Raw genomic sequence first — 21487 nt, forward strand, 5'->3', positions numbered from 1 at the left:
AGCAAGCGGGAGACGGGCAGGAGAAAGCCCCCGGTACCCAGGTATCAAGTCCTCAGGTACCAGGGGCTTCCCCCGTCAGGGTCACTCCCCAGGGGATTTCCCCCAGGGGTCACTCCCCCGCGCCCCCGCCCAGCGCGGCCAGCCGCTGTTCGAACGGCACGGTGATCTCGAACTCGTCCCGGGCCTGCGGCACCCGCGCCACGGACAGGCCGCGCATCAGCGTCCCCAGCTCCCCGGCCGCCCGCTCGATCCGCTCCGGCAGCCCCTGCGCACCCCAGTCCTCGGAGGCGGCGTAGACCCCGGTGGGGACGACGACGGCGCGGAGGTAGGTGAAGAGGGGCCGCAGCGCGTGGTCGAGGACGAGGGAGTGCCGGGCCGTCCCGCCGGTCGCGGCGACCAGCACCGGCTTCCCGGCCAGCGAGTCCTTGTCGAGCAGGTCGAAGAACGACTTGAAGAGCCCGCTGTAGGACGCGGAGAAGACGGGGGTGACGACGATCAGCCCGTCGGCGCCGACGACCGCGTCGAAAGCGGCCCGCAGTCCGGCACCGGGAAATCCGCTCACGAAATTCTGCGCGATCTCGACGGCGAGTTCCCGCAGCTCGACGAATTCCACCTCGAGGCCGGAGACCTGCTGCCCGACGGCGGCGGAGAGCCGCTCCCCGAGCAGCCGCGTGGACGACGGGACACTCAGCCCGGCGGAAACGACGACGAGCTTCACGACGTGACCTCCTCGGAATTGCCCTCGGTGTTCTTCTTGGCCAGCAGGGAGTCGTGCGTGGGCGCCTCCGGCACATTCGTCCCGCGTCCCACGGCGAATTCCTTCCGCAGCACCGGAACGACCTCTTCGCCCAGCATGTCGAGCTGTTCGAGGACGGTCTTCAGCGGCAGCCCGGCGTGGTCGACGAGGAACAGCTGACGCTGGTAATCCCCGGCGTACTCACGGAACTTGAGCGTCTTCTCGATGACCTGCTCCGGCGTCCCCACGGTCAGCGGGGTCTGCGCGGAGAAGTCCTCCAGCGAGGGCCCGTGCCCGTAGACCGGCGCGACGTCGAAATACGGCCGGAATTCCCGGACCGCGTCCTGCGAGTTCTTCCGCATGAAGATGTGCCCGCCGAGTCCGACGATCGCCTGCTCCGCCGTCCCGTGCCCGTAGTGGGCGTACCGCGCGCGGTACAGGTCGATCATGCGCTTGGTGTGGTCGGACGGCCAGAAGATGTTGTTGTGGAAGAACCCGTCCCCGTAATACGCGGCCTGCTCCGCGATTTCCGGCGACCGGATGGAACCGTGCCAGACGAACGGCGGGACGTCGTCCAGCGGCCGGGGGGTCGAGGTGAATCCCTGGAGCGCCGTCCGGAATTTCCCTTCCCAGTTCACGACGTCCTCGCGCCACAGGCGGCGCAGCAGGGCGTAGTTCTCGATCGCCAGGTTGATGCCTTCGCGGATGTCCTGCCCGAACCACGGGTAGACCGGCCCGGTGTTCCCGCGGCCCATCATGAGGTCGACGCGGCCGTCGGCCAGGTGCTGGAGCATCGCGAAGTCCTCGGCGATCTTCACCGGGTCGTTCGTCGTGATCAGCGTGGTGGAGGTGGAGAGGATCAGCTTCTCGGTCTGCGCGGCGACGTAGCCGAGCATCGTGGTGGGCGACGACGGCACGAACGGCGGGTTGTGGTGCTCGCCGGTCGCGAAGACGTCGAGCCCGACCTCCTCGGCCTTGAGCGCGATGGCGACCATCGCCTTGATCCGCTCACGCTCGGTCGGCGTCCGACCGGTCGTGGGGTCCGGCGTGACGTCGCCGACGGTGAAGATCCCGAACTGCATGCCCGCTCACCCTCCAAGTTGTTGACCGTTAAACTATACCGCCGGAACGCATCCCTCTCCAGCGGTATTCCCCGGCCATCCGATCACCCCGCGGGGGCAGGTCCCGTCCGGCGCCACGCGCCTCCGGGCCGAGGCCTCGGGGGACGGCGTCAGAAGTAGTACGCGTCCCCCGTCTCCAGCACCAGCACCCGCTGCCGGTCGTTCCCCCGGTTCCGGTCGACCGTCCCCCCGCTCCACGCCGTCTCCACCTCCAGTACGGCCTCCTCCGGCCGCCCCCTGAGCCGTACCCCCACCTCGATCCGCTCCCCCGACGAGTCCGCCGCGAGCGCACCCGTCCGGCACACCACCTCCGCGGTCCCCACCCGCACGCACCCCTCGGGCAGCCGCTGCACCCCGGTCGCGAGCGGTACGGACCACCGCAGCCGCACGGCCGAGTCCGGGACCCCCGAGGGCCCGTGGTTGCGCGGCACGACCCGCACCTCCATCCGCCCGCCCTCCATCACGGCGACCCCGTGATACGAGAGGTCGGCCTCAGGTACTACCCCCTGAGAGCCGGCCACGGCACCCCCGCCCCCGAACACCAAACCCGCCACCGCGACCACCCCAACCACCAGAAACCTGCCCATACCATCACTCCTCGGCGCACGAAAGGTCATACGCCATACATCCCCCACCCACTCCACCCCAGGCACCGCCCAACAGGTGAAGCCCACCCCCGTCCGCACCCGCCCCCGGCCTACCCTGGAACCCCCCGTAGCCGTACCTCAGGAGCACAAATGCCCTCCCCCGCGTCCCGCATCGCAGTCGTCACCGGCGCGAGCAGCGGCATCGGCGCCGCCACGGCCCGCAAGCTGGCTCAGGCGGGCTACCGAGTAGTCCTCACGGCCCGCAGGGAGGACCGCATAGAGGCCCTGGCGAAGGAGATCACCGAGGCGGGCGGCTCGGCCACGGCGTACGCCCTGGACGTCACGGACCGCGCGGCGGTGGACGAGTTCGCCACGGCGTTCGAGACGATCGGCGTCCTCGTCAACAACGCGGGCGGCGCCCTCGGTGGCGACCCGGTCGCCACCGGCAAGCCGTCCGACTGGCGCACGATGTACGAGACGAACGTCATCGGCACCCTCAACCTGACCCAGGCGCTCCTGCCCAAGCTGGAGGCGAGCGGCGACGGCACGGTCGTGGTCGTCTCCTCGACGGCCGGCCACGGCACCTACGAGGGCGGCGCCGGATACGTGGCCGCCAAGCACGGCGCCCACGTCCTCGCGGAGACCCTCCGCCTGGAGATCGTCGGCAAGCCGGTCCGTGTCATCGAGATCGCCCCCGGCATGGTCAAGACCGACGAGTTCGCCCTGACCCGCTTCGGCGGCGACGAGGCGCGGGCGGCGAAGGTGTACGAGGGCGTGGCCGAACCCCTCACCGCGGACGACGTCGCCGACACGATCACCTGGACGGTCACCCGCCCCAGCCACGTCAACGTCGACCTCCTGGTCCTGCGCCCCCGCGCCCAGGCGTCCAACACGAAGGTCCACCGGGAGCTGTGATGGCGGACCAGCCGACGGACGCGACACCCCCGGAACCGGTCCAGGACCCCGCTCCGGAACCCGCGTCCGAACCCGACATCACCCCCGAGCGCGCCGCCGAACTCCGCCGCATGGCCCGGGAGACCAAGAACGAACGCCAGGTCTGGATCTACCTCGCCTACTTCTTCTTCGTCATCCACATCATCGCGTTCATCGGGATCTACGCGGTACGCCACGCGAAGTAACGCGGAAGGGGTACGACGCACCGGGCGCCGCACCCCTTCACACCGCCCCCCCTAGGGGCGCCCCCGTAATACCTTCACCCCTTCACGCACACCACCTGCTTGAGCTTCGCCACGACCTCCACCAGATCCCGCTGCTGGTCGATGACCTGCTCGATCGGCTTGTAGGCGCCCGGGATCTCGTCCACGACCCCGGAGTCCTTACGGCACTCCACCCCCCGCGTCTGCTCCTCCAGATCGCTGACGGAGAACCTCCGCTTGGCGGCGTTGCGGCTCATCCGCCGCCCGGCGCCGTGGGACGCGGAGTTGAAGGCGAGCGGGTTCCCGAGGCCCTTCACGATGTAGGACCCGGTCCCCATGGACCCGGGGATGATCCCGTAGTCCCCGGACCCCGCCCGGATCGCACCCTTACGGGTCACCAGGAGGTCCATCCCGTCGTACCGCTCCTCCGCCACGTAGTTGTGGTGGCAGGAGATCTCCGGCTCGAAGACCGGCCGCGCCTTCTTGAACTCCTTGCGGACGACGTCCTTGAGCAGCGCCATCATCAGGGTGCGGTTGTACTTCGCGTACTCCTGCGCCCAGAACAGGTCGCCTCGGTAGGCCGCCATCTGCGGGGTGTCGGAGACGAAGACCGCGAGGTCGCGGTCGACGAGCCCCTGGTTGTGCGGGAGCTTCTGCGCGATCCCGATGTGGTGCTCGGCGAGCTCCTTGCCGATGTTGCGCGATCCGGAGTGCAGCATGAGCCACACCGCGCCGGTCGTGTCCACGCAGATCTCGACGAAGTGGTTCCCGCCCCCCAGCGTCCCCATCTGCTTGACGGCGCGCTCCTGGCGGAACTTCACCGCGTCCGCGACCCCGTCGAACCGCCCCCAGAAGTCGTCCCACCCGGAGGTGGCCAGCCCGTGGAAGCCGCCGGGGTCGACGGGGTCGTCGTGCATCCCCCGCCCGACCGGGATCGCCGCCTCCACCTCGGACCGCAGCCGGGACAGGTCCCCCGGCAGGTCGTTCTCGGTGAGCGACGTCTTCACGGCCGACATCCCGCACCCGATGTCCACCCCGACGGCGGCGGGGCACACGGCCCCCTGCATCGCGATGACGGACCCGACGGTCGCACCCTTCCCGTAGTGGACGTCGGGCATGACGGCCAGGCCCTTGATCCACGGCAGGGTCGCGACGTTGCGCAGCTGCTGGAGCGCGACCTCCTCCACCCCCGCGGGGTCGGTCCACATCCGGATGGGCACCTTCGCGCCCGGCATCTCCACGTACGACATGACTTCCCTCATTCCCCCATGAACATAAAAACCGTGAACGCGACAAACAGCGCAAAGGACCGGATACGCAATACCGGCATCAGGCCGACGAAACGGATGCCGGACCGGCATCGGCGGTGTCGCGTGCGATACACATTGTCGTCAGGTGTCACCCTCGCCCGGCAAGCGAAATTCCCGGCGAGGGACACTGGTACCCCCCACACCGGAACCCTCACAGGGATCACCCCTAGCCCTTAAGGAGCCCTCGTGCAGCGCAAGGCGTACGTCCCCGGCGCGGCAGCCCTCCTCGCGGTGCTGCTGGCCGGCTGCACGACCGGCTCGGACGGCGGCGGTTCGACGGACAACTCGAACCCGGGCGACGGCGGCACGACGAGCACGACGGCGCAGCCGGGCCGGTACGCGACGCTCCCCGAGGCGTGCGGCGCGGTGAGCCGAGGCACGCTGGACGCGCTCCTGCCGGGCATCAAGCAGCTCATGGACCCGACGCAGCAGCAGAAGGCGTACGCGGGCACCCCCGCCCTGACGTACGACACGGACCGCCGCGTCGGCTGCCGCTGGAAGGTCGAGTCGACCGCCGCGACGGACCACCTCTCCGTCGACTTCGAGCGCGTCGTCTCCTACACCAACACGGTCAGCGACGACTCCCAGGCGCAGACCCTGTTCGCGCGGAAGCAGGACGCGGCCGACCTCCCGGTCCGCACGTCCCCGACCCCGAGCACCCCTACCCCTAGTACCCCGAGCGCCTCCCCCGCCCTCAGCGGCCCTCCGGCCACCCCCTCCGCCGGTGCGACCCCTAGTACCTCGGTATCCCCCTCCCTCTCCCCCACCACCCCCACCGAGGAGATCCAGCCCCGCACCCTCGACGACCTCGGCGACGAGGCGTTCATCGACGACGCCCTCACCAGCTCCGGTTCGACGGCCAAGCAGCGCACGGTGACTGTGGCGTTCCGCACGTCCAACGTGATCGTGACCGTCCAGTACGAGGAGCAGCCGGCCACCCTCGGCACGGTCCCGGACAGCAAGGAAATGCAGGACAAGGCCCGGAAACTCGCGGCTCAACTGGCCGACAGGCTCGGCTGACCGCCCGCTCCGGCGCCCTTCGTCGGCCCGCTCGCGAAGCAGGCGAAGCAGAGCCGCACAGCTTCTTCACCGCGTACGGTGGCCCCTCGGACCCGATCCGACCCGCAGGAACCACGAGCGTCATGAGTGAAGGAACCATGCAGCGACGAGCCCAGCGAGACGACCAGAGCCGGACGAAGCGTGCCCGGAGCCTGAACCGCGCCCTGGTGGCGGCGGCACTCCCCGTGATGCTGTTCGCGGCGGCCTGTTCCTCGGACTCGGGCGACGGCGGTGGCGACAAGGCGGCGAACCAGGGCACCCAGCAGTCCACGGGCGGTACGGCGACGTCCCCCACCGGCGACGCCTCGCCCTCCCCCACCCTCCGGGCGGCCGTCTACAGCGCCCTCCCTGACGCCTGCAAGGTCCTGTCGGACGACACCCTCGACGACACCGTCCCGAAGGCCAAGTCCGGCAAGAAGTCGGCGTCGGGCGAGGCGGACATCCGCTCGGCCTGCACCTGGGACAGCCTCAGCGACAACGGCGTGAAGGGCTCGCAGTACCGCTGGCTCAGCGTCTCCCTGCTGCGCTTCGACTCCAACTCCGTGGCCGGGGACGCCGACAAGCAGGCGCAGGAGTACTACACCCGCCAACTGAACGACGCGAAGTCGGTGCAGGGCGCGACGAACGTCAAGTCGACGGCCGCCGCCGGGATCGGTGACGCCGCGACGGCGATCAGCTACGACCAGAAGAAGAAGGAAGGCGCTTTCAAGCAGCAGACGGTGGTGGCCCGCGCGGAGAACATCGTCATCACCGTCGACTACAACGGCGCCGGTTTCGCCGGGGACGACGCCCCGGACGCCGCGGATCTCATGAAGCTCGCGCAACAGGCCGCGAAGGAGACGGTCGCGTCCGTGAAGAAGGCCAACAGCGGTCCCACACAGCCGAGTTCACCGGCGGCGACCCCTTCGGCGACCGGCTCGACAGCGCCGTCCGCCACCCCTTCCTCGGCCAAGAGCTGACGGTCCGACACCACGTTCGCCGCACACATGTGCCACCCTGTTGCGCGCAACGACAGGAAAGCGAAGGGGAGTACGGGTGGCCGCGCCAATCCAGTCGACCCGGGCACACCGCGCTCTCATCGGCGTGGTGAGCCGGCGATACGCGGGCCGGCTCACCGCCCCTCCCCGCATGACGGTCACGGTGTGTAACCGCCTTCCGCACTGGCTCACACCCTCCCGCACGTGTGTGCCAGGGTGTCGCTCGCAACAGACCGAACAGGGAGGGGTCCCCGAGTGGCCGCGCCTCTGAAGCTCACTCGCATGCACCGCGTTCTCATCGGCGTGGTCGTGGCCGGCGCGGTGGTCATCGCCGGCATCGGCTTCGCCGGTTCTTACGCGGCCGTCCGAGAGTTGGCCGTCAAAAAGGGATTCGGGAACTTCTCCTACTTCCTCCCGATCGGCATCGACGCGGGTATCTGTGTCCTGCTGGCACTGGACCTGCTCCTGACGTGGATCCGGATGCCCTTCCCCCTGCTCCGGCAGACGGCCTGGGTCCTGACGGCCGCCACGATCGCCTTCAACGCCGCAGCGGCGGAAGACCTGTTGGGCATGGGGATGCACGCCGTCATCCCCATCCTGTTCGTCGTCACCATCGAGGCGGCACGGCACGCGGTCGGCCGGATCGCCGACATCACGGCGGACCGGCACATGGAGGGCGTGCGCATCACGCGCTGGCTGCTCTCGCCGATACCGACGTTCCTGCTGTGGCGCCGGATGAAACTGTGGGAGCTGCGCTCCTACGACCAGGTCATCAAGCTGGAGCAGGACCGCCTCGTCTACCAGGCCCGCCTCCAGTCCCGCTACGGCCGCGCCTGGCGCCGCAAGGCCCCCGTCGAGTCGGTCATGCCGCTGCGCCTGGCCCGCTACGGCATCCCCCTCTCGGAGACGGCCCCGGCGGGCCTCGCGGCGGCCGGCATCGACCCGGTGCTGATCCCACCGCCGCCGGTGCTCCCCCAGCCCCAGCAACAGGAACTGCCTCCGGCCCCGGCCCCGGTGGAGCAGAAGCAGCCCGAACTCCCCGCGCAGCGACAGCCGTTGCTCCAGAAGCAGGAGCAACTCCCGCAGCCCCAGCAGGAACCCGAGCCGGAGCCCGAGCCGGGCCCCGAGGAAAGCCCCTGGTTCCACCAGAAGGCGCCCGCCGAGACCCAGTACCAGGGCGGCTACGACCCCAACTACAACCCCGAAGCGGCGTACGCCGATTGGTACGCCCAGGAGGTCCAGGCCGAGCAGTACGCGGCCCAGTTCCAGCAGGAACCCCCCGTCGAGGAACCCTCCCCGGAGGAGACCGGCACCTTCCCCATCCCCTCAGGCCCCGGCCGCACAAGGGAGTTGGGCGAGGGCGGCGGCACCGAGCCCGACGAGGAGGCGTACTACACCGTCTTCAAGAAGTCGATAAACGGCAGCTACCCCACCCCCCGCGAGTTCAGCGAGAACGCCGAGGCCGAGTTCACGCTCCCCCTCTCCGTCGAGGACGCCAAGCGCATGGTGAACCGCTTCACCAACCGCTACAACGCGGAACTCGAAGAGGACCACATCGCGTAAGCCGCGCACACGCAGCCGCACACGCAGAAGGGGCCCCACGAGAGGGCCCCTTTCGCACAGCGCAACCGCTTACCCGGCGTTACTCCCCGAGCAGGCTCCGCACCCGCTCCTGCCCCACCGCCAGCAGCAGCGTGGGCAGCCGCGGACCCGTGTCCCGCCCGACCAGCAGCTCGTACAGCAGCGCGAAGAACGTCCGCTGGGCCGTCTTGATCTCGGCCGGCAGCTCCTTCGGCGTCGCGTCGGCGGGGAACCCGGCCTGGACCTTGGGCACGCCGTAGACGAGGTCGGAGAGCCCGTCGAGGGACCAGTGGGAGGCGAGGCCCTCAAGCAGCAGCCGCACGCTGTCCCGGGACGCGTCGTCCAGGGACTTCAGCAGGTCGACATCGGGCTCGGAGCGCACGATCGTCCGCTGGTCGGCGGAGACGTGCGTGTTGATCCACGCCTCCGCCTTGTCGTACCGGGGACGTACGTCGTCGAGTGCTACCAGCGGATGGGCCGGGTCCAGTTCGGAGAGGATCCGCAGCGCCTGGTCCTGGTGCCCGGCGGTGATGTCCGCGACGGACGCGAGCGTCCGGTACGGCAACGGCCGTGCGGTGGACGGCAGTTCACCGGCAGCGGTACCGACGGCACGCGTGTACGCGGCGACGTCCCCCGGCAGCGCGGAACCGTCGGCGACCTTCGCCGCCAGCTTGTCCCACTCGTCGTACAGCCGCTGGATCTCCTGGTCGAACGCGATCTTGAACGACTGGTTCGGCCGCCGCCGCGCGTACAGCCAGCGCAGCAGCTGCGGCTCCATGATCCGGAGCGCGTCGCCGGGCGTCGGCACCCCGCCCTTGGACGACGACATCTTCGCCATCCCTGAGATCCCGACGAACGCGTACATCGGCCCGATCGGCTGCTGCCCGCCGAAGATCCCGACGATCTGCCCGCCGACCTGGAACGACGACCCCGGCGACGAGTGGTCCACGCCCGACGGCTCGAACACGACGCCCTCGTACGCCCACCGCATCGGCCAGTCGACCTTCCAGACCAGCTTGCCCCGGTTGAACTCGTTCAGCCGGACGGTCTCGGAGAACCCGCACGCCGTGCAGGTGTACGTCAGCTCGGTGCTGTCGTCGTCGTAAGCGGTTACCGTCGTCAGGTCCTTCTCGCAGTTGCCGCAGTACGGCTTGTACGGGAAGTACCCGACGCCTCCGGCACCGGCGGACCCGTCGTCCTCACCGGCCGCGCCCGACCCCTCGGCGGCCTCCAACTCGGCCTCGTCCAGGGGCTTCTGGGAGACCTTCGCGGGGGCCTTCTTGGTCCGGTACTGGTCGAGGACCGCGTCGATGTCGGCGCGGTGCCGGACGGCGTGCAGCACCTGCTCGCGGTAGACGCCGGAGGTGTACTGCGCCGTCTGGCTGATCCCGTCGAACTCCACACCCAGCTCGCCGAGCGCGGTGACCATCGCGGCCTTGAAGTGCTCCGACCAGTTCGGGTACGACGACCCCGCCGGCGCCGGGACCGAGGTCAGCGGCTTGCCGATGTGCTCGGCCCACGTCTCGTCGACGCCGGCGATGCCCGCGGGGACCTTGCGGTAGCGGTCGTAGTCGTCCCAGGAGATGAGGTGGCGGACCTCGTGGCCCCGGCGGCGGATCTCGTCCGCGACCAGGTGCGGGGTCATGACCTCGCGGAGGTTGCCCAGGTGGATCGGCCCGGAGGGGGAGAGCCCGGACGCGACCACTACGGGTTTACCCGGGGCGCGGCGCTCGGACTCCTCGATGACCTCGTCCGCGAAACGGGAGACCCAGTCGGTGGTCTCGGTGCTCTGAGCCACGATCGGCACGTCCTCTGTGTTCTGGGATTCCTCTGGGAATCGACTACCAGCCGGTACGGTCGCACGGCTGACCGCCCCATTCTCCCAGGAGGCGCCCCCACCACGAAAACGGGTATCGGCGCCCCCGTAGTACTTCTGGGGGACGCCGATGTAGATGCGGATACGTCAGCCGGAGTTCACCGGCTACTGGTCAAAGCTCGCGTCAAAGCTCACCGGGATGTACTGGTCGTACGACCGGTCGGCGGTGGCGGTGAAGTCGGCCCGCGTCACGATCGCGCACCGCACCCCGCCGACCCCGCAGGTGACCCCGTCGGCGATCTGCGGCTTGATCTTCAGGTCCGTGCGGAAGGACCCGCCCTCCTGGTAGGGGATCGTCACCCCCGTAGTACCCGTACCCGTGTCGGTGATCCGCCGAGCCGACCCGTCGGTCGCCCCACGCCCGCCGAGACAGGACGAGGGCAGCACGGTGTACGTCTCAGGGTGCCCGACCACCACACCCTCGGGTACGACGCAGAAGGCCAGGAAGATGCCCTGCGCCCGGTTGTACCCGGACCCGACGACGTCGACGGTCCCGCCCGCAGCGGGCAGCACGGTGCCGAACGCGCCGAGCCTCAGGTCGTACGTCCGACCGTCGGCGCCGGTGGTGACGCGGTGCGCGGCGCCGAAAGAGGGCGTGTAGGAGGGGGTGTAGGAGGTGTACGGACTCGCCGTGGAGGGGGACGCGGTGACGAGCGCGAGCGTGGCCGCGGCCACCGCCACCAGCGCGGCCCTGATCCTCTTCGTGGGGGGCTTCATGGTCAACATGACAGTCCGCGACTGATCAGTAGGCAATGGCGCCTGAATCCGTACACCAGACCCACACATCAGCCTGGTGAGCAGTCCGGTCAGCGGTCCGGTCAGCTGAAGTTGACCTTGATGTACTGGTCGTAGCTGCGGTCCGAGGCGACCGTCGACTTCGTCACGATCGCGCACCGCACGCCGCTCCCGCAGACCGCGCCGCTCTGGATCGCGGGCTTGACGACGAGGTCCCCGGCGAAGGCGCCGTCGCCGTCCGACTCGGTGAGGGAACCGGCGCCGCCGAGACAGGGCGCCGGCGGCTTCGTGTAGGTCGAGGTGTCGCCCACGGTCACCCCTTCCGGGATGGCGCACAGCGAGACGGTGATGGCCTGGTTCCCGTTGTAGCCGCTGCCGGAGACGTGGACCGTGCCACCCCGGGACGGCAGGTCGAGCCCGGAGGCGACCATGCGCAGCCGGAAGGTCTTGCCGTCGACGGTCACCACCCGGGCGGCGGCACCGACGGGCGCGGCGACGGCCGTCCCCGCCAGGGTGAGGGCGAGCCCGGCGGAGGCGAGGAGGGTGACGACGGCCCGCAGCCGGCGTCGGGGCGTGGAGGGTGTGGAGGGAAGCGTCATACCTCATGCCTAGGGGGCGTCCCGTAGTACCTCAATGGAAGACCTCCACCCCCCGGTCATACCCCCAGCTCACCCCCGATCCCCGGAAACCGCTTTACCGCCCATGGGATACTGGAGAGGTATATCCATCCCACGAGGAGAACGGCACCCACTCCCATGGCCCCGGTCACGTCCCTGAGCGACTCCGTCCAGCAGCACCTCGCGTCCGCCCTCTCGGCCACCCTGCCGGAGGCAGCCGGCGCGGACCCGCTCCTGCGACGCAGCGACCGAGCGGACTACCAGGCCAACGGTGTCCTCGCGCTGGCGAAGAAGGCGAAGGCCAACCCGCGCGAGCTGGCCACGCAGGTCGTCGCGAACCTCACCGCGCCCGAGATCATCCAGGACATCGAGGTCTCAGGACCCGGCTTCCTGAACATCACCATCGCGGACAAGGCGATCACCGAGAACCTCGCCGCGCGCTACGCGGACGACACCGCCCGCCTCGGCGTCCCGTACGCCGCGCACCCGGGCACGACGGTCGTCGACTACGCCCAGCCGAACGTGGCGAAGGAGATGCACGTCGGCCACCTCCGCTCGGCGGTGATCGGCGACGCGGTGGTCCAACTCCTGGAGTTCACCGGCGAGAAGGTCGTCCGCAGGCACCACATCGGCGACTGGGGAACCCAGTTCGGCATGCTGATCCAGTACCTGGACGAGCACCCGCACGAACTGGACCACGAGGACGGCGAGGTGACCGGCGAGCAGGCGATGTCGAACCTCGACCGCCTGTACAAGACCGCGCGCAAACTCTTCGACTCCGACGAGGAGTTCAAGACGCGCGCCCGCCGCAGGGTCGTCGACCTCCAGGCGGGCGAGCCGAAGACCCTCGCCTCCTGGCAGAAGTTCGTCGACGAGTCGAAGATCTACTTCTTCTCCGTCTTCGAGAAGCTGGACATGGAGGTCCGCGACCCCGACATCGTCGGTGAGAGCGGTTACAACGACATGCTCCACGAGACCTGCCGGCTCCTGGAGGAGTCCGGTGTGGCCGTCCGCTCCGAGGGCGCGCTCTGCGTGTTCTTCGACGACATCAAGGGCCCGGACGGCAACCCAGTCCCCCTGATCGTCCAGAAGTCCGACGGCGGTTTCGGCTACGCGGCGACCGACCTCTCCGCGATCCGCGACCGCGTGTTCAACCTGAAGGCGGACACCCTCCTCTACGTCGTCGACGCCCGGCAGTCCCTGCACTTCAAGATGGTCTTCGAGACGGCCCGCCGCGCCGGCTGGCTGAACGACGACACCACGGCCTTCCAGCTCGCCTTCGGCACGATCCTCGGCAAGGACGGCAAGCCGTTCAAGACGCGTGCGGGTGAGACGGTCAAGCTGGAGGACCTCCTCGACGAGGCGGTCGACCGCGCCACGGCCGTCGTCCGCGACAAGGCCGAGAAGGTCGGCCTGACCGAGCAGGAGATCACCGAGAACGGCCGGTATGTCGGCATCGGCGCGGTGAAGTACGCCGACCTGTCGACGTCCGCCGTCCGCGACTACAAGTTCGACCTCGACCAGATGGTCTCCCTCAACGGCGACACCTCGGTCTACCTCCAGTACGCGTACGCCCGGATCCAGTCGATCCTGCGCAAGTCGGAGAACGCCACCCCCCAGCCCCACCCGGAGCTGGAACTGGCCCCGGCGGAGCGGGCGTTGGGCCTGCACCTCGACCAGTTCGCGGAGACGGTCCTGGAGGTCGCCGCCTCCTACGAGCCCCACAAACTGGCCGCCTACCTCTACCAGTTGGCCAGCCACCTCACCACGTTCTACGACCAGTGCCCCGTCCTGAAGGCCGACACCCCCGCCCAGCAGGAGAACCGCCTCTTCCTGATCGACCTGACGGCCCGCACCCTCCACCAGGGCATGACCCTCCTGGGCATCAGGACGCCCGACAAGCTCTGACATCCCGCGGTCAGGGGTTGCCATCCCTCATCGGGTGACAACCCCTGACAACTCCCCCGAGGCGTCAGTACAGTTGACGCATCGACAGCTGGCTTCGGGGGGAACATGGCCGTCGCAGGCGAGTTACAGAGCACCGAAACGGTCGTGCCGGAGCGCGAGACGGCCGTCCCGCACGACGACCCGACGGTCCCCGACCGGGAGGTCGGCGGTGGTCGCCCGGACGGCAATCCGCACGCCGAGCGCCCGGCGACCGTCTTGCCCCCCAAGGTCAAGGCCGCGGCTCACCAGCTCGCCCTGCCCGTCCCGCTGAACAACCTGCCCTCCCTGCCGGAGCAGCCTTTCGTGGGCCGTGAGCAGGACCTGGAGTGGCTGGACGCGCATCTGATATCCGGAAGTTCCGGCAGCGGAGTCGTCACGCAGACCGCCGCGGTGAGCGGTCTCGGCGGCATCGGGAAGACCGCTCTCGCCCTGCGCTACGCGCACGACCGCCTCGACCGCTACCAGCTCGTGTGGTGGATCGTCGCCGAGACCGAGGAACAGACCGCGTCCGGCTTCTCCGATCTCGCCCTGCTCCTGCACTCATCGTGGGCGCACGACGCCACTCCCAGAGAACGCACCGAGTGGGCGCTGACCTGGCTGGGAGCCCACTCCGACTGGCTCGTGGTGTACGACAACGTCGAGTACCCCGAGCAACTGACCTCGTTCCTGGGGCGGTTACCGGATCACGGCCACCAACTGGTGACCAGCCGCTGCCGTGACGGATGGGCGAAGGGCACCGCCGTGCTGGGCCTGGACGTCCTCGCCCACGACGACGCCGTCAGCCTGCTGCACCGCACGACCTCCCGCACGACCCACGAGCAGGTGGCCCAACTCGCCACCGACCTGGGCCACTTACCGCTGGCACTGGCGCAGGCGGGCGCCTATATCAGAGAGACCGGCGTCGAATTCGCCGCCTACCGTGACCTGTTGGACCTAAGCCCCGCCCTGGTGCTCACCGACGACACGGGGTCGACGATCGACAGGATCTGCCGCACCAGCCTGAGTTCGATAGGCGCCGAGCACCCCTCGGCCGAGCCCCTCCTGCACACCCTGGCCTGGTACGCCCCCGAGGCCGTCCCGCCCGAGATCCTGGCCCGGCTCGGCGAGTTGATCACCGGCTCGGGGCCCGCGCTCACCGCTCTGGCGGCCTACCACCTGCTCACGCCCGGCCCCGAGGGCCCGACCCTGCACCGCTTGGTCCGCCGCGCCCTCCAGGACTCCGCCCCGCCCGAGGCCCACGACCTGGCCGAGGCCGCGCTGGCCGACGTGGTCGCCGCGGCACCCGACGGATCGGAGGCGGTACGGCGGCTGCTCCCTCACATCCGGGCGCTCGCCGAATCCGAAACGTCCGAGCACGTGAGCGCGGCAGCCGTCGCGATGTACCGGTCGGGCGTGGACGAGCTGATCGCCCGCGAACAGCCCGTCCTGGCCATCCGGTTGGCGGAGCAGGCGGTCGACGGCAGCATCCGACTGCACGGCGCGACGGCCCCCGCGACCCTCACGGGCCGGCACCGGCTGGCCGGGCTGCATGCCAAGGCGGGCGACCAGGCGAAGGCCGTGCGGCTGTGCCGGGAGGTCCTCCAGGACCGCCTCGCCACCTGCGGCAAGGACGCGGCGGAAACCATCGCCGCCCGGGAGCAGTTGGCGTACGCGCGGCGCAAGGCGGGAGAAGTCGTCGAGGCCGTCCGGGAGTTGAGGAGAGCGGTGGCCGACCGCCGCCGGGTCCAGGGCGAGTTGCACGAGGACACCCTCAGAAGTCGTGACCGGCTCGCCTACGCGCTCCAGACCGCCGGCCGTCACCAGGCCGCCGTCGCGGAGTTCAAGGCGGTCCTCGCCGCCCGCGAGCGGGTGCTGGGCGACTTGCACCCGGACACCCTGGCCGGCCGGAGCGGCCTCGCGTACGCCTTGCTGGAGGCCGGGGAGCACCGTACCGCTCTGACGTTGTACGAGCAGGCTGTCGCGGACCGGCGGCAGGCTCATGGCCCTCGCCATCCCGACGCACTCACCAGCGTCGAATGGCTGGCCTCGGCCCATCGGACCGCTGACGATCCGCGGCGGGCGGTCGAGCTGTACCGGGAGGTGGTGGCCGCTCGGACCGAGGTGCAGGGGGCCGACCACCCGGACACGCTGGAAAGCCGTCACCGGCTGGGCTGGGCGCTCGCCGACGCGACCGAGACGGACGTCGCGCTACGGGAGTTCGAGGCGCTGGCGGCGGACAGTGCGCGGGCGCAGGGTCCGGATCACCCGGCGACTCTGGAGTACCGCGACGACATCGCCGAGATCCACCGGGGCCGCGAGGAGTACCCCGAGGCGATCGCTGCGTACACCGCCGTCATCGCCGACTACGTCCGGGTCCGGGGCGAGAACCACCAGGACACCTTGCGGGCGCGCGGCGCGCTGGCCTTCACCTACCAGCTCGCCGGTGACCACCGGCGCTCGATCGACGAGCGGGAGGCCCTGGTCGCACACCGGACGCGGATTCAGGGCCCCCGGCATCCGGCGACCCTCACCGAGCGGTCCAACCTGGCCTTCGCCCACCGCGCGGCCTCCGACCATCGGACCGCGATCGACCTCTTCGAAGGGGTGCTGGCGGACCGCGCCAAGACCCTCGGCCGGGATCACCCCCGGGTCTTCGACATACGCGAGGCCCTGGCCCGCACCCTTCAGTGGGCCGGCCTGCACACCCGCGCCGTCACCGAACTGACCTCACTGCGCGCGGACTTGGAGCGCTCCCTCGGGGCGGACCACCTGCGGGTGCTCGGTGTCCGGCTGGCTCTCGCCCGGGTGTTCGCCGAGGAGTACCGCCACGCCGAGGCGCTGGAGATCTACGGGCCGCTGACCGAGGACTGGACCCGGCTGCACGGCCCCGACCACCCGAAGACCCTCACCGTCCGGCTGTGGACCGGTGCCGCGCACGGCGCGGCCGGACACCACGACCGCGCCGGTGAGGTCTTCGACGCGCTGATCGCCGCCCACACCCTCGTCCACGGCCCGGACCACCCGGACACCCTCAACGCGCGGAACTGGCGGGCCTGGGTGCTGCGGTCCGCCGGGAAGTACGAGGAGGCGATCGCGGCGTACGAAGAGCTGGTCGCCGACCGCGAACAGCTCATGGGCCCGGACGACTCGGACACCCTGGACGACCGCTGCTCCCTGGCGCTGGCCCGCAGGAGCAGCGGTGACCACGAGGGCGCGGTCGCCGACTTCACCACGCTGCTCGACGACCGCCGCGAGCTGTCGGGGGACGAGGCCCCGGAAACCCTGATCACTCTGGAACACCTGGCGGACACCCACTCGGAGGCTCAGCGGTACGACGAGGCCATGGCCCTGTACGAGCGGGCCGTGGCCGCGTGGACCCGCGTCCGGGGGGACACGCACCCCAGCACGCTGAGGTCGCGGCGAGACTTCGCGCTGGTCCAGCGGGCTGCTGACCTGCACCGGCTCTCGCTGACGACGCTGGAGTCCGTGCTCGACGACCGGCGGCGACGGGACGGCGCCGATCATCCGGCCGTGCTGTCCCTGCGCTACGACGTGGCCGCCGGGTACCTCTCGGCGGGCGACCACCTCCGTGCGGCGGAACTCTCCGAGCAACTGGTCACCGACACCGCCCGGGTGCGGGGCCGGGACCACATCGCCACCCTCAACACCCGTCTCCAGCTGGCGAACGCGTGGCGGCTGTCCAGCCAGTATCAACGGGCCGTCGTCGGGTACGAGGCGCTGGTGGAGGACTGCGCGCGCTTCCACGGCCCGGAGCACAGCGAGACGCTCTCCACCCGCCGGCTGTTGGCCTTCACCGTCTCGGAACGGATGGACTACGAGCAGGCCATCGCCCTCGGGCAGGACCTCGTGGCCGACCGCGTCCGCATCCAGGGGCCCGACCACCCGCAGACCTTCCGCGAGCGGCGCAACGTGGCCCGCTGGCGGAACTGGGCCTGGGACCGCGCCGCAGCGCTGCGGGAATTCCACACTCTGCTGGACGACCAGGAGCGGGCCCTGGGCGCCGAGCACCCCGACACCCTCGACCTGCGCTCCGAGATCGTCGGGACCCTGCTGGGCGCCGCCACGGCCGGACGAGCCGTCGAGGCCGCCGACCGGCTGCTGGCGGACGTCACACGGCTGTTCGGCCCGGACAGCGCCCGCGCCCTCGACGCCCGTCAGCAACTCGTCCACGCGCACGACCACGCGGGACACCACGCGCTGTGCCTGACGCTCCAGACGGAGCTCGTGGACGACCTCACCCGGGTCCACGGTCCCGAGCACGACACGGTCCTCAGCGCCCGCCACGACCTGAACTGGTACCTGCGGCTGACCGGTGAACGGGCACGCGCCGTACGCGAGTCGACCACTCTGATCGAGAGTACCGACCGGGAGCAGGGCCCGGACCACCTCAGTTCCTTCGCCCGTCGCAGCACCCTGGCCCTCGCCCACCGGGACCTGGGCGACCCCCAGCAGGCCGCCCTGATCTGGGAGGCCCTCGCCGAGCGCGCCAAAGCCGTGCTCCCCGAGGAACACCCACGGCTCTTCTGGACGCACGGCCATCTGGCCTGGCTCGCGGCGGACACCGGCTCGACGGAGCGCTCCGTCGACCTGGCCCGCGAACTGATCGACGACTGCACCCGCCTGTATGGCGCCGACCACCGTAGGACACTGGACGAACTGCCCGTCCTGGCCCACACCCTGTCCCAGGCGGGACGCCCCGCCGAGGCCCTCGAAGTCCTGGACCGACTCCTGCGTGCCCAGGCCGAGTTAACAGCCGGGCCGCTTCCCCTGCCGACGACGGTCGAGGGCATCGTCCAGGTCCATCTCGACGCTGCAGCAACGGACTTGACAGCGGGCATGGCCGAAGGCGACGCCTTGCGCCCGGCGATGGTCGTCGAACTCTTCGCGCAGGCGTACGACAAGCTCTACCCCTCCTACGCCGTCCAGATCGCCGACACGCTGGCCCATTCCGGCGACCACGAGAGGGCGATCCGCCTTCTGAGAGCCGTCCAGACGGCCCGCTCCCACGTCTTCGGCCCCGACCACCCCCGCACCCTGGAAAGCCTCGCCACCCTCGCCCTGGCCTGCTTGGAGGCGAACGCCCCCGACGCCCCGCCGCACGAGGACGTGATCGCCCGCTGGGAGCGGGTGATCGGCCCGGACCACCCGGAGACGGTGGAACTGCGCCGCCGCCTGCGCGCCGCACACCCCTCCTGGCGGGTGGCCCTGTCACTGCCGTCGGACGACGAACCGGTCACCGGCCGCCCCCTGCCGGTCGAGATCGGTCTCGTCCAGGAGCGCGACGGCGCTCCCCCCGCCCGCATCATGATCGCCCCCTCCTGCCGCACCGCGGCGTCGGTCGACCCGCCCCAGGCGGTGTACGACGTCGGCGACGCCCCGGCGTGCTTCGAGCTGACCGCGGCCGAACCCGGCGACCACGAACTGCGGTTCACGCTGTACGACTACGCGACCGGGCTGGCGTTGCAGGAACTGCGAACGATGATCCGCGTGGGGAACGACTTGGGGGACTCATGACAGGGCAACTCACCTTCGACATGCTGGGAAACCCGTCCGACGGAGGGAACGAGACGCCCGTACGGCACGCCGGACCCCCCTCACTGCGGGTGCAGCTCGATCAGAACGGCCGGAACGGCCTGCGCATCCGCGCCCACTTCCTCGACCCTGCCGCGCCCGACACCGACCCCTGGCACTGCGCCGACCTGGAGATTCCCCCCGAGAGACTGCTGGATCTTGGAAAACGGCTGCGCACCATCTGGTACGACAAAGTGGTCTGCCACGAGAGCACCGACCCCGACCCCGGACAGCGCGTCGGCGGTCACCCCCTCGCCGACTCCGCGGACCTGACCGGACTGGACGACATTACGGACGCCGTGGTCAAAAGACTGGCCGAGGAGGGCTACTACGTCCTCGACGTGATGCTCGAAGGCGAGAACTACGACCTGGTCCGGTTCCGCGAGTTCCTGCTCAGCACCCTGGCCGAGAACCGGACCCTGCGGATCAGTTTCGAGTCCGAGTGGCAGTTGCCCTGGCAGATGCTCGCCGTCGATCCGGCGCCGTGCGCGAGCCCGTGGGAGGCGTTCCTCGGCCATCGGCACCAGGTCGAGCAGACCAGTCGCGGCTACCGCTGGGGCCACGCGGCGCTGGGAGTGCGCGAGAAGGCCACCACCAGCCTCAACAAGGACGACACCCTCGACAAGGTGGGCCGGGCCGAGGAGGTCCACGAACTCCTGAAAGAGCGCTCCTTGCTGGTCGTCAGAACCGAGGGCAGGCAACTGCTGGACGCGCTCTCACAGCGCATCCTGCACGAGGACGTCATGTACTTCTGGTGCCACGGCCATTTCGCGAACGCGGGCGCGGCCAGCCAACTGCTCGCCATCCGCCTCTCGGACACGGACGACATCGACGGCCCGCTCGTCTCCCGCATGCGCCGCTCCTACGTCCGCAGCCCCACCGCCCGCTTCCGGCCCTTCGTCCTGCTGAACGCCTGCCACTCCGCCGAGGCGGCCGAACCCGGGCACTTGGAGCACCTCGGGCAGGAGCTGATCGGCCTCGGTGCGACCGGCATCCTGGCACCGCAGATCAAGATGCCCCAGGTCTTCGCGACCGAGTACGCGTACGCCTTCCTCGACAAGTACCTGATGGGCGATCAGTCCGCAGGCGAGATAGGCCAGTCACTCGTACGCCGCTTCGCCCGTGAGTTCCGCAACCCCCTCGCCCTCGCCTACTCTCTCAACTGCGGCATCAACAGCCGTCTGGACCTGGCCTCATGACCCCCGCCACGATCGACCTGGACGACCAGGGCCGCCTCCTCGCGCCAGGCGGCACCCCGGTCCCGGTCGGCCGCGTCGCCGACCACCTCGCCCATACGACCCCCCTCCCCCACTGGGCCACGGACATCCACGTCTACGTCCACGGCTGGCAGACCCCGCCCGCGCAGGCGACAAGGACGGCGGCCGAACTCCTGTACAGGGCGACGGAGTTGTACCGCAAGCACCCCGACCGCTACCCCGGCCTGAAGGAGGACGGCTACCGCCCGTGGTGCGTGGTCGTGCGCTGGCCGTCGTCAAGTCTGTCGCGTCTGAAGGGGGGTTACACCCGGATCCGGGACCGCGCTCACGCGATGAGCGCGGAGGGCAAGGGCCACGCGCCGTACGTGATAGGCCACTTGCTCGGCTACCTGGACAAGAAGCGCGACGACCCGAAGGCCCCGCCCGTCCTCGCGAACCGGCGCGGCCAGTACCTACACCTGATGGGCCACAGCTTCGGCGGACGTTTCCTCTGCGAGGCGGTGCAGCGGGCGGCCGAGCCGCCGAGGACGCTGGGCTGGAGCATGCCGTACGACCCGCGCCGCCCGTTCACGGTCGACAGCATGCTGATCTTCCAGATGGCGGCCCCGCGCGACGCATTCACGACCCACTTCGACACCCTGTTCCCCACCCCGGCCCACCCGGGCGCCCCCTTGCGCGGCCCCCTCGTCCTCACCCACTCCCGCTGGGACCGCGCAACGGGCTTCTGGCACCTGCGCGCCGAGAAATCCCCCGGCATCGGCCACTCCGGCGCGGGCGCGGCCCCGGTCCCCCAATTCACCACGAAACTCCACCGGACGACCGACCCCTACCCCCAACACGCCCTGGACCACCGCCTGGTGAACGTGAACGCCGACTGGCTCTACCGGGGCAGCCCCCGCACCCGCCTCCACCCCTCCGGCGCCCACTCCGACTTCCTCCGCCCCGAATCCGCCCACCTCCTTCTCACCTTGGCGGAACGGTCCCGCTAATCTGCGG

General features: G+C 70.2%; 16 protein-coding genes. 9 read left to right on the top strand and 7 right to left on the bottom strand.

Translation table 11 applies throughout. The features are described from left to right. Positions 1-109: 109 nt before the first annotated feature. The 3 genes from ACVNF4_RS00715 to ACVNF4_RS00725 form a co-directional block, all read right to left on the bottom strand. Positions 110-718 (bottom strand): FMN reductase, encoded by a 609-nt coding sequence (locus ACVNF4_RS00715; protein ID WP_461800635.1) that lies wholly within the window; start codon positions 716-718, stop codon positions 110-112. Next, positions 715-1818 carry an LLM class flavin-dependent oxidoreductase gene (locus ACVNF4_RS00720; RefSeq protein ID WP_461800636.1) on the bottom strand — a complete coding sequence of 368 codons (1104 nt, stop codon included), beginning with the start codon at positions 1816-1818 and terminating at the stop codon, positions 715-717. Before ACVNF4_RS00720 ends, ACVNF4_RS00715 begins: the two co-directional genes overlap by 4 nt. A gap of 149 nt (positions 1819-1967) precedes the next feature. Next, positions 1968-2444 (bottom strand): hypothetical protein, encoded by a 477-nt coding sequence (locus ACVNF4_RS00725; protein ID WP_461800637.1) that lies wholly within the window; start codon positions 2442-2444, stop codon positions 1968-1970. A 150-nt stretch (positions 2445-2594) separates the two neighbouring features. Between ACVNF4_RS00725 and ACVNF4_RS00730 the strand changes: the two genes are divergently transcribed. Then, positions 2595-3359, top strand: coding sequence for an SDR family NAD(P)-dependent oxidoreductase (locus ACVNF4_RS00730; protein ID WP_461800638.1), 765 nt, complete (start codon positions 2595-2597; stop codon positions 3357-3359). After that, positions 3359-3583, top strand: coding sequence for a hypothetical protein (locus ACVNF4_RS00735; RefSeq protein WP_461800639.1), 225 nt, complete (start codon positions 3359-3361; stop codon positions 3581-3583). The genes ACVNF4_RS00730 and ACVNF4_RS00735 overlap by 1 nt, the downstream gene beginning before the upstream one ends. 74 nt (positions 3584-3657) lie before the next feature. Here ACVNF4_RS00735 and ACVNF4_RS00740 read toward each other — a convergent pair whose 3' ends face one another. After that, positions 3658-4851, bottom strand: coding sequence for an RtcB family protein (locus ACVNF4_RS00740; RefSeq protein ID WP_461800640.1), 1194 nt, complete (start codon positions 4849-4851; stop codon positions 3658-3660). 246 nt (positions 4852-5097) lie between these two features. On the opposite strand from ACVNF4_RS00740, the gene ACVNF4_RS00745 reads away from it, so the two are divergent. The 3 genes from ACVNF4_RS00745 to ACVNF4_RS00755 all read left to right on the top strand — a co-directional run bounded on the left by ACVNF4_RS00745 (position 5098) and on the right by ACVNF4_RS00755 (position 8510). After that, on the top strand, positions 5098-5931 hold the full coding sequence (locus tag ACVNF4_RS00745; protein ID WP_461800641.1) for a DUF3558 domain-containing protein: 834 nt from the start codon (positions 5098-5100) through the stop codon (positions 5929-5931). Between the two features lie 122 nt (positions 5932-6053). Next, positions 6054-6929 carry a DUF3558 domain-containing protein gene (locus ACVNF4_RS00750; protein ID WP_461800642.1) on the top strand — a complete coding sequence of 292 codons (876 nt, stop codon included), beginning with the start codon at positions 6054-6056 and terminating at the stop codon, positions 6927-6929. Between the two features lie 300 nt (positions 6930-7229). After that, positions 7230-8510 (top strand): DUF2637 domain-containing protein, encoded by a 1281-nt coding sequence (locus ACVNF4_RS00755; RefSeq protein ID WP_461800643.1) that lies wholly within the window; start codon positions 7230-7232, stop codon positions 8508-8510. A gap of 79 nt (positions 8511-8589) precedes the next feature. On the opposite strand, the gene lysS is transcribed toward ACVNF4_RS00755, so the two are convergent. From lysS to ACVNF4_RS00770, 3 genes are all read right to left on the bottom strand, one after another. Next, positions 8590-10335, bottom strand: a complete 1746-nt coding sequence (gene lysS, locus ACVNF4_RS00760; protein WP_461800644.1) for a lysine--tRNA ligase — start codon at positions 10333-10335, stop codon at positions 8590-8592. A gap of 174 nt (positions 10336-10509) precedes the next feature. Further along, entirely contained in the window at positions 10510-11121 is a 612-nt protein-coding gene (locus ACVNF4_RS00765; protein ID WP_461800645.1) for a hypothetical protein, read from the bottom strand. 101 nt (positions 11122-11222) lie between these two features. Further along, positions 11223-11738: a hypothetical protein gene (locus ACVNF4_RS00770; protein WP_461800646.1), complete on the bottom strand. Its 516-nt coding sequence runs from the start codon at positions 11736-11738 to the stop codon at positions 11223-11225. Between the two features lie 156 nt (positions 11739-11894). Here ACVNF4_RS00770 and argS point away from each other — a divergent pair, with 156 nt between their 5' ends. The 4 genes from argS to ACVNF4_RS00790 all read left to right on the top strand — a co-directional run bounded on the left by argS (position 11895) and on the right by ACVNF4_RS00790 (position 21480). Beyond that, a complete protein-coding gene (gene argS, locus ACVNF4_RS00775; RefSeq protein ID WP_461800647.1) occupies positions 11895-13664 on the top strand; it encodes an arginine--tRNA ligase in 1770 nt (589 codons plus the stop codon). A gap of 144 nt (positions 13665-13808) precedes the next feature. After that, the gene (fxsT, locus tag ACVNF4_RS00780) at positions 13809-19217 is read left to right on the top strand and encodes an FxSxx-COOH system tetratricopeptide repeat protein (RefSeq protein WP_461800648.1); all 5409 of its coding nucleotides are present in this window, start codon (positions 13809-13811) and stop codon (positions 19215-19217) included. Further along, complete coding sequence (locus tag ACVNF4_RS00785; RefSeq protein ID WP_461800649.1) at positions 19214-20473, top strand: CHAT domain-containing protein; 1260 nt, start codon at positions 19214-19216, stop codon at positions 20471-20473. Before fxsT ends, ACVNF4_RS00785 begins: the two co-directional genes overlap by 4 nt. Continuing rightward, positions 20470-21480 (top strand): hypothetical protein, encoded by a 1011-nt coding sequence (locus ACVNF4_RS00790; protein ID WP_461800650.1) that lies wholly within the window; start codon positions 20470-20472, stop codon positions 21478-21480. The genes ACVNF4_RS00785 and ACVNF4_RS00790 overlap by 4 nt, the downstream gene beginning before the upstream one ends. The last annotated feature ends 7 nt before the right edge of the window (positions 21481-21487 follow it).

The organism is Streptomyces sp. S6 (genome assembly GCF_054880855.1).

Excerpts from the sequence above, each read along its gene's own strand:
- ACVNF4_RS00720 (WP_461800636.1), bottom strand. The coding sequence starts at position 1,818 with ATGCAGTTCGGGATCTTCACCGTCGGCGACGTCACGCCGGACCCCACG.
- ACVNF4_RS00725 (WP_461800637.1), bottom strand. The coding sequence starts at position 2,444 with ATGGGCAGGTTTCTGGTGGTTGGGGTGGTCGCGGTGGCGGGTTTGGTG.
- ACVNF4_RS00730 (WP_461800638.1), top strand. The coding sequence starts at position 2,595 with ATGCCCTCCCCCGCGTCCCGCATCGCAGTCGTCACCGGCGCGAGCAGC.
- ACVNF4_RS00735 (WP_461800639.1), top strand. The coding sequence starts at position 3,359 with ATGGCGGACCAGCCGACGGACGCGACACCCCCGGAACCGGTCCAGGAC.
- ACVNF4_RS00740 (WP_461800640.1), bottom strand. The coding sequence starts at position 4,851 with ATGTCGTACGTGGAGATGCCGGGCGCGAAGGTGCCCATCCGGATGTGG.
- ACVNF4_RS00750 (WP_461800642.1), top strand. The coding sequence starts at position 6,054 with ATGAGTGAAGGAACCATGCAGCGACGAGCCCAGCGAGACGACCAGAGC.
- ACVNF4_RS00755 (WP_461800643.1), top strand. The coding sequence starts at position 7,230 with ATGCACCGCGTTCTCATCGGCGTGGTCGTGGCCGGCGCGGTGGTCATC.
- ACVNF4_RS00765 (WP_461800645.1), bottom strand. The coding sequence starts at position 11,121 with ATGAAGCCCCCCACGAAGAGGATCAGGGCCGCGCTGGTGGCGGTGGCC.
- ACVNF4_RS00770 (WP_461800646.1), bottom strand. The coding sequence starts at position 11,738 with ATGACGCTTCCCTCCACACCCTCCACGCCCCGACGCCGGCTGCGGGCC.
- argS (WP_461800647.1), top strand. The coding sequence starts at position 11,895 with ATGGCCCCGGTCACGTCCCTGAGCGACTCCGTCCAGCAGCACCTCGCG.
- ACVNF4_RS00785 (WP_461800649.1), top strand. The coding sequence starts at position 19,214 with ATGACAGGGCAACTCACCTTCGACATGCTGGGAAACCCGTCCGACGGA.
- ACVNF4_RS00790 (WP_461800650.1), top strand. The coding sequence starts at position 20,470 with ATGACCCCCGCCACGATCGACCTGGACGACCAGGGCCGCCTCCTCGCG.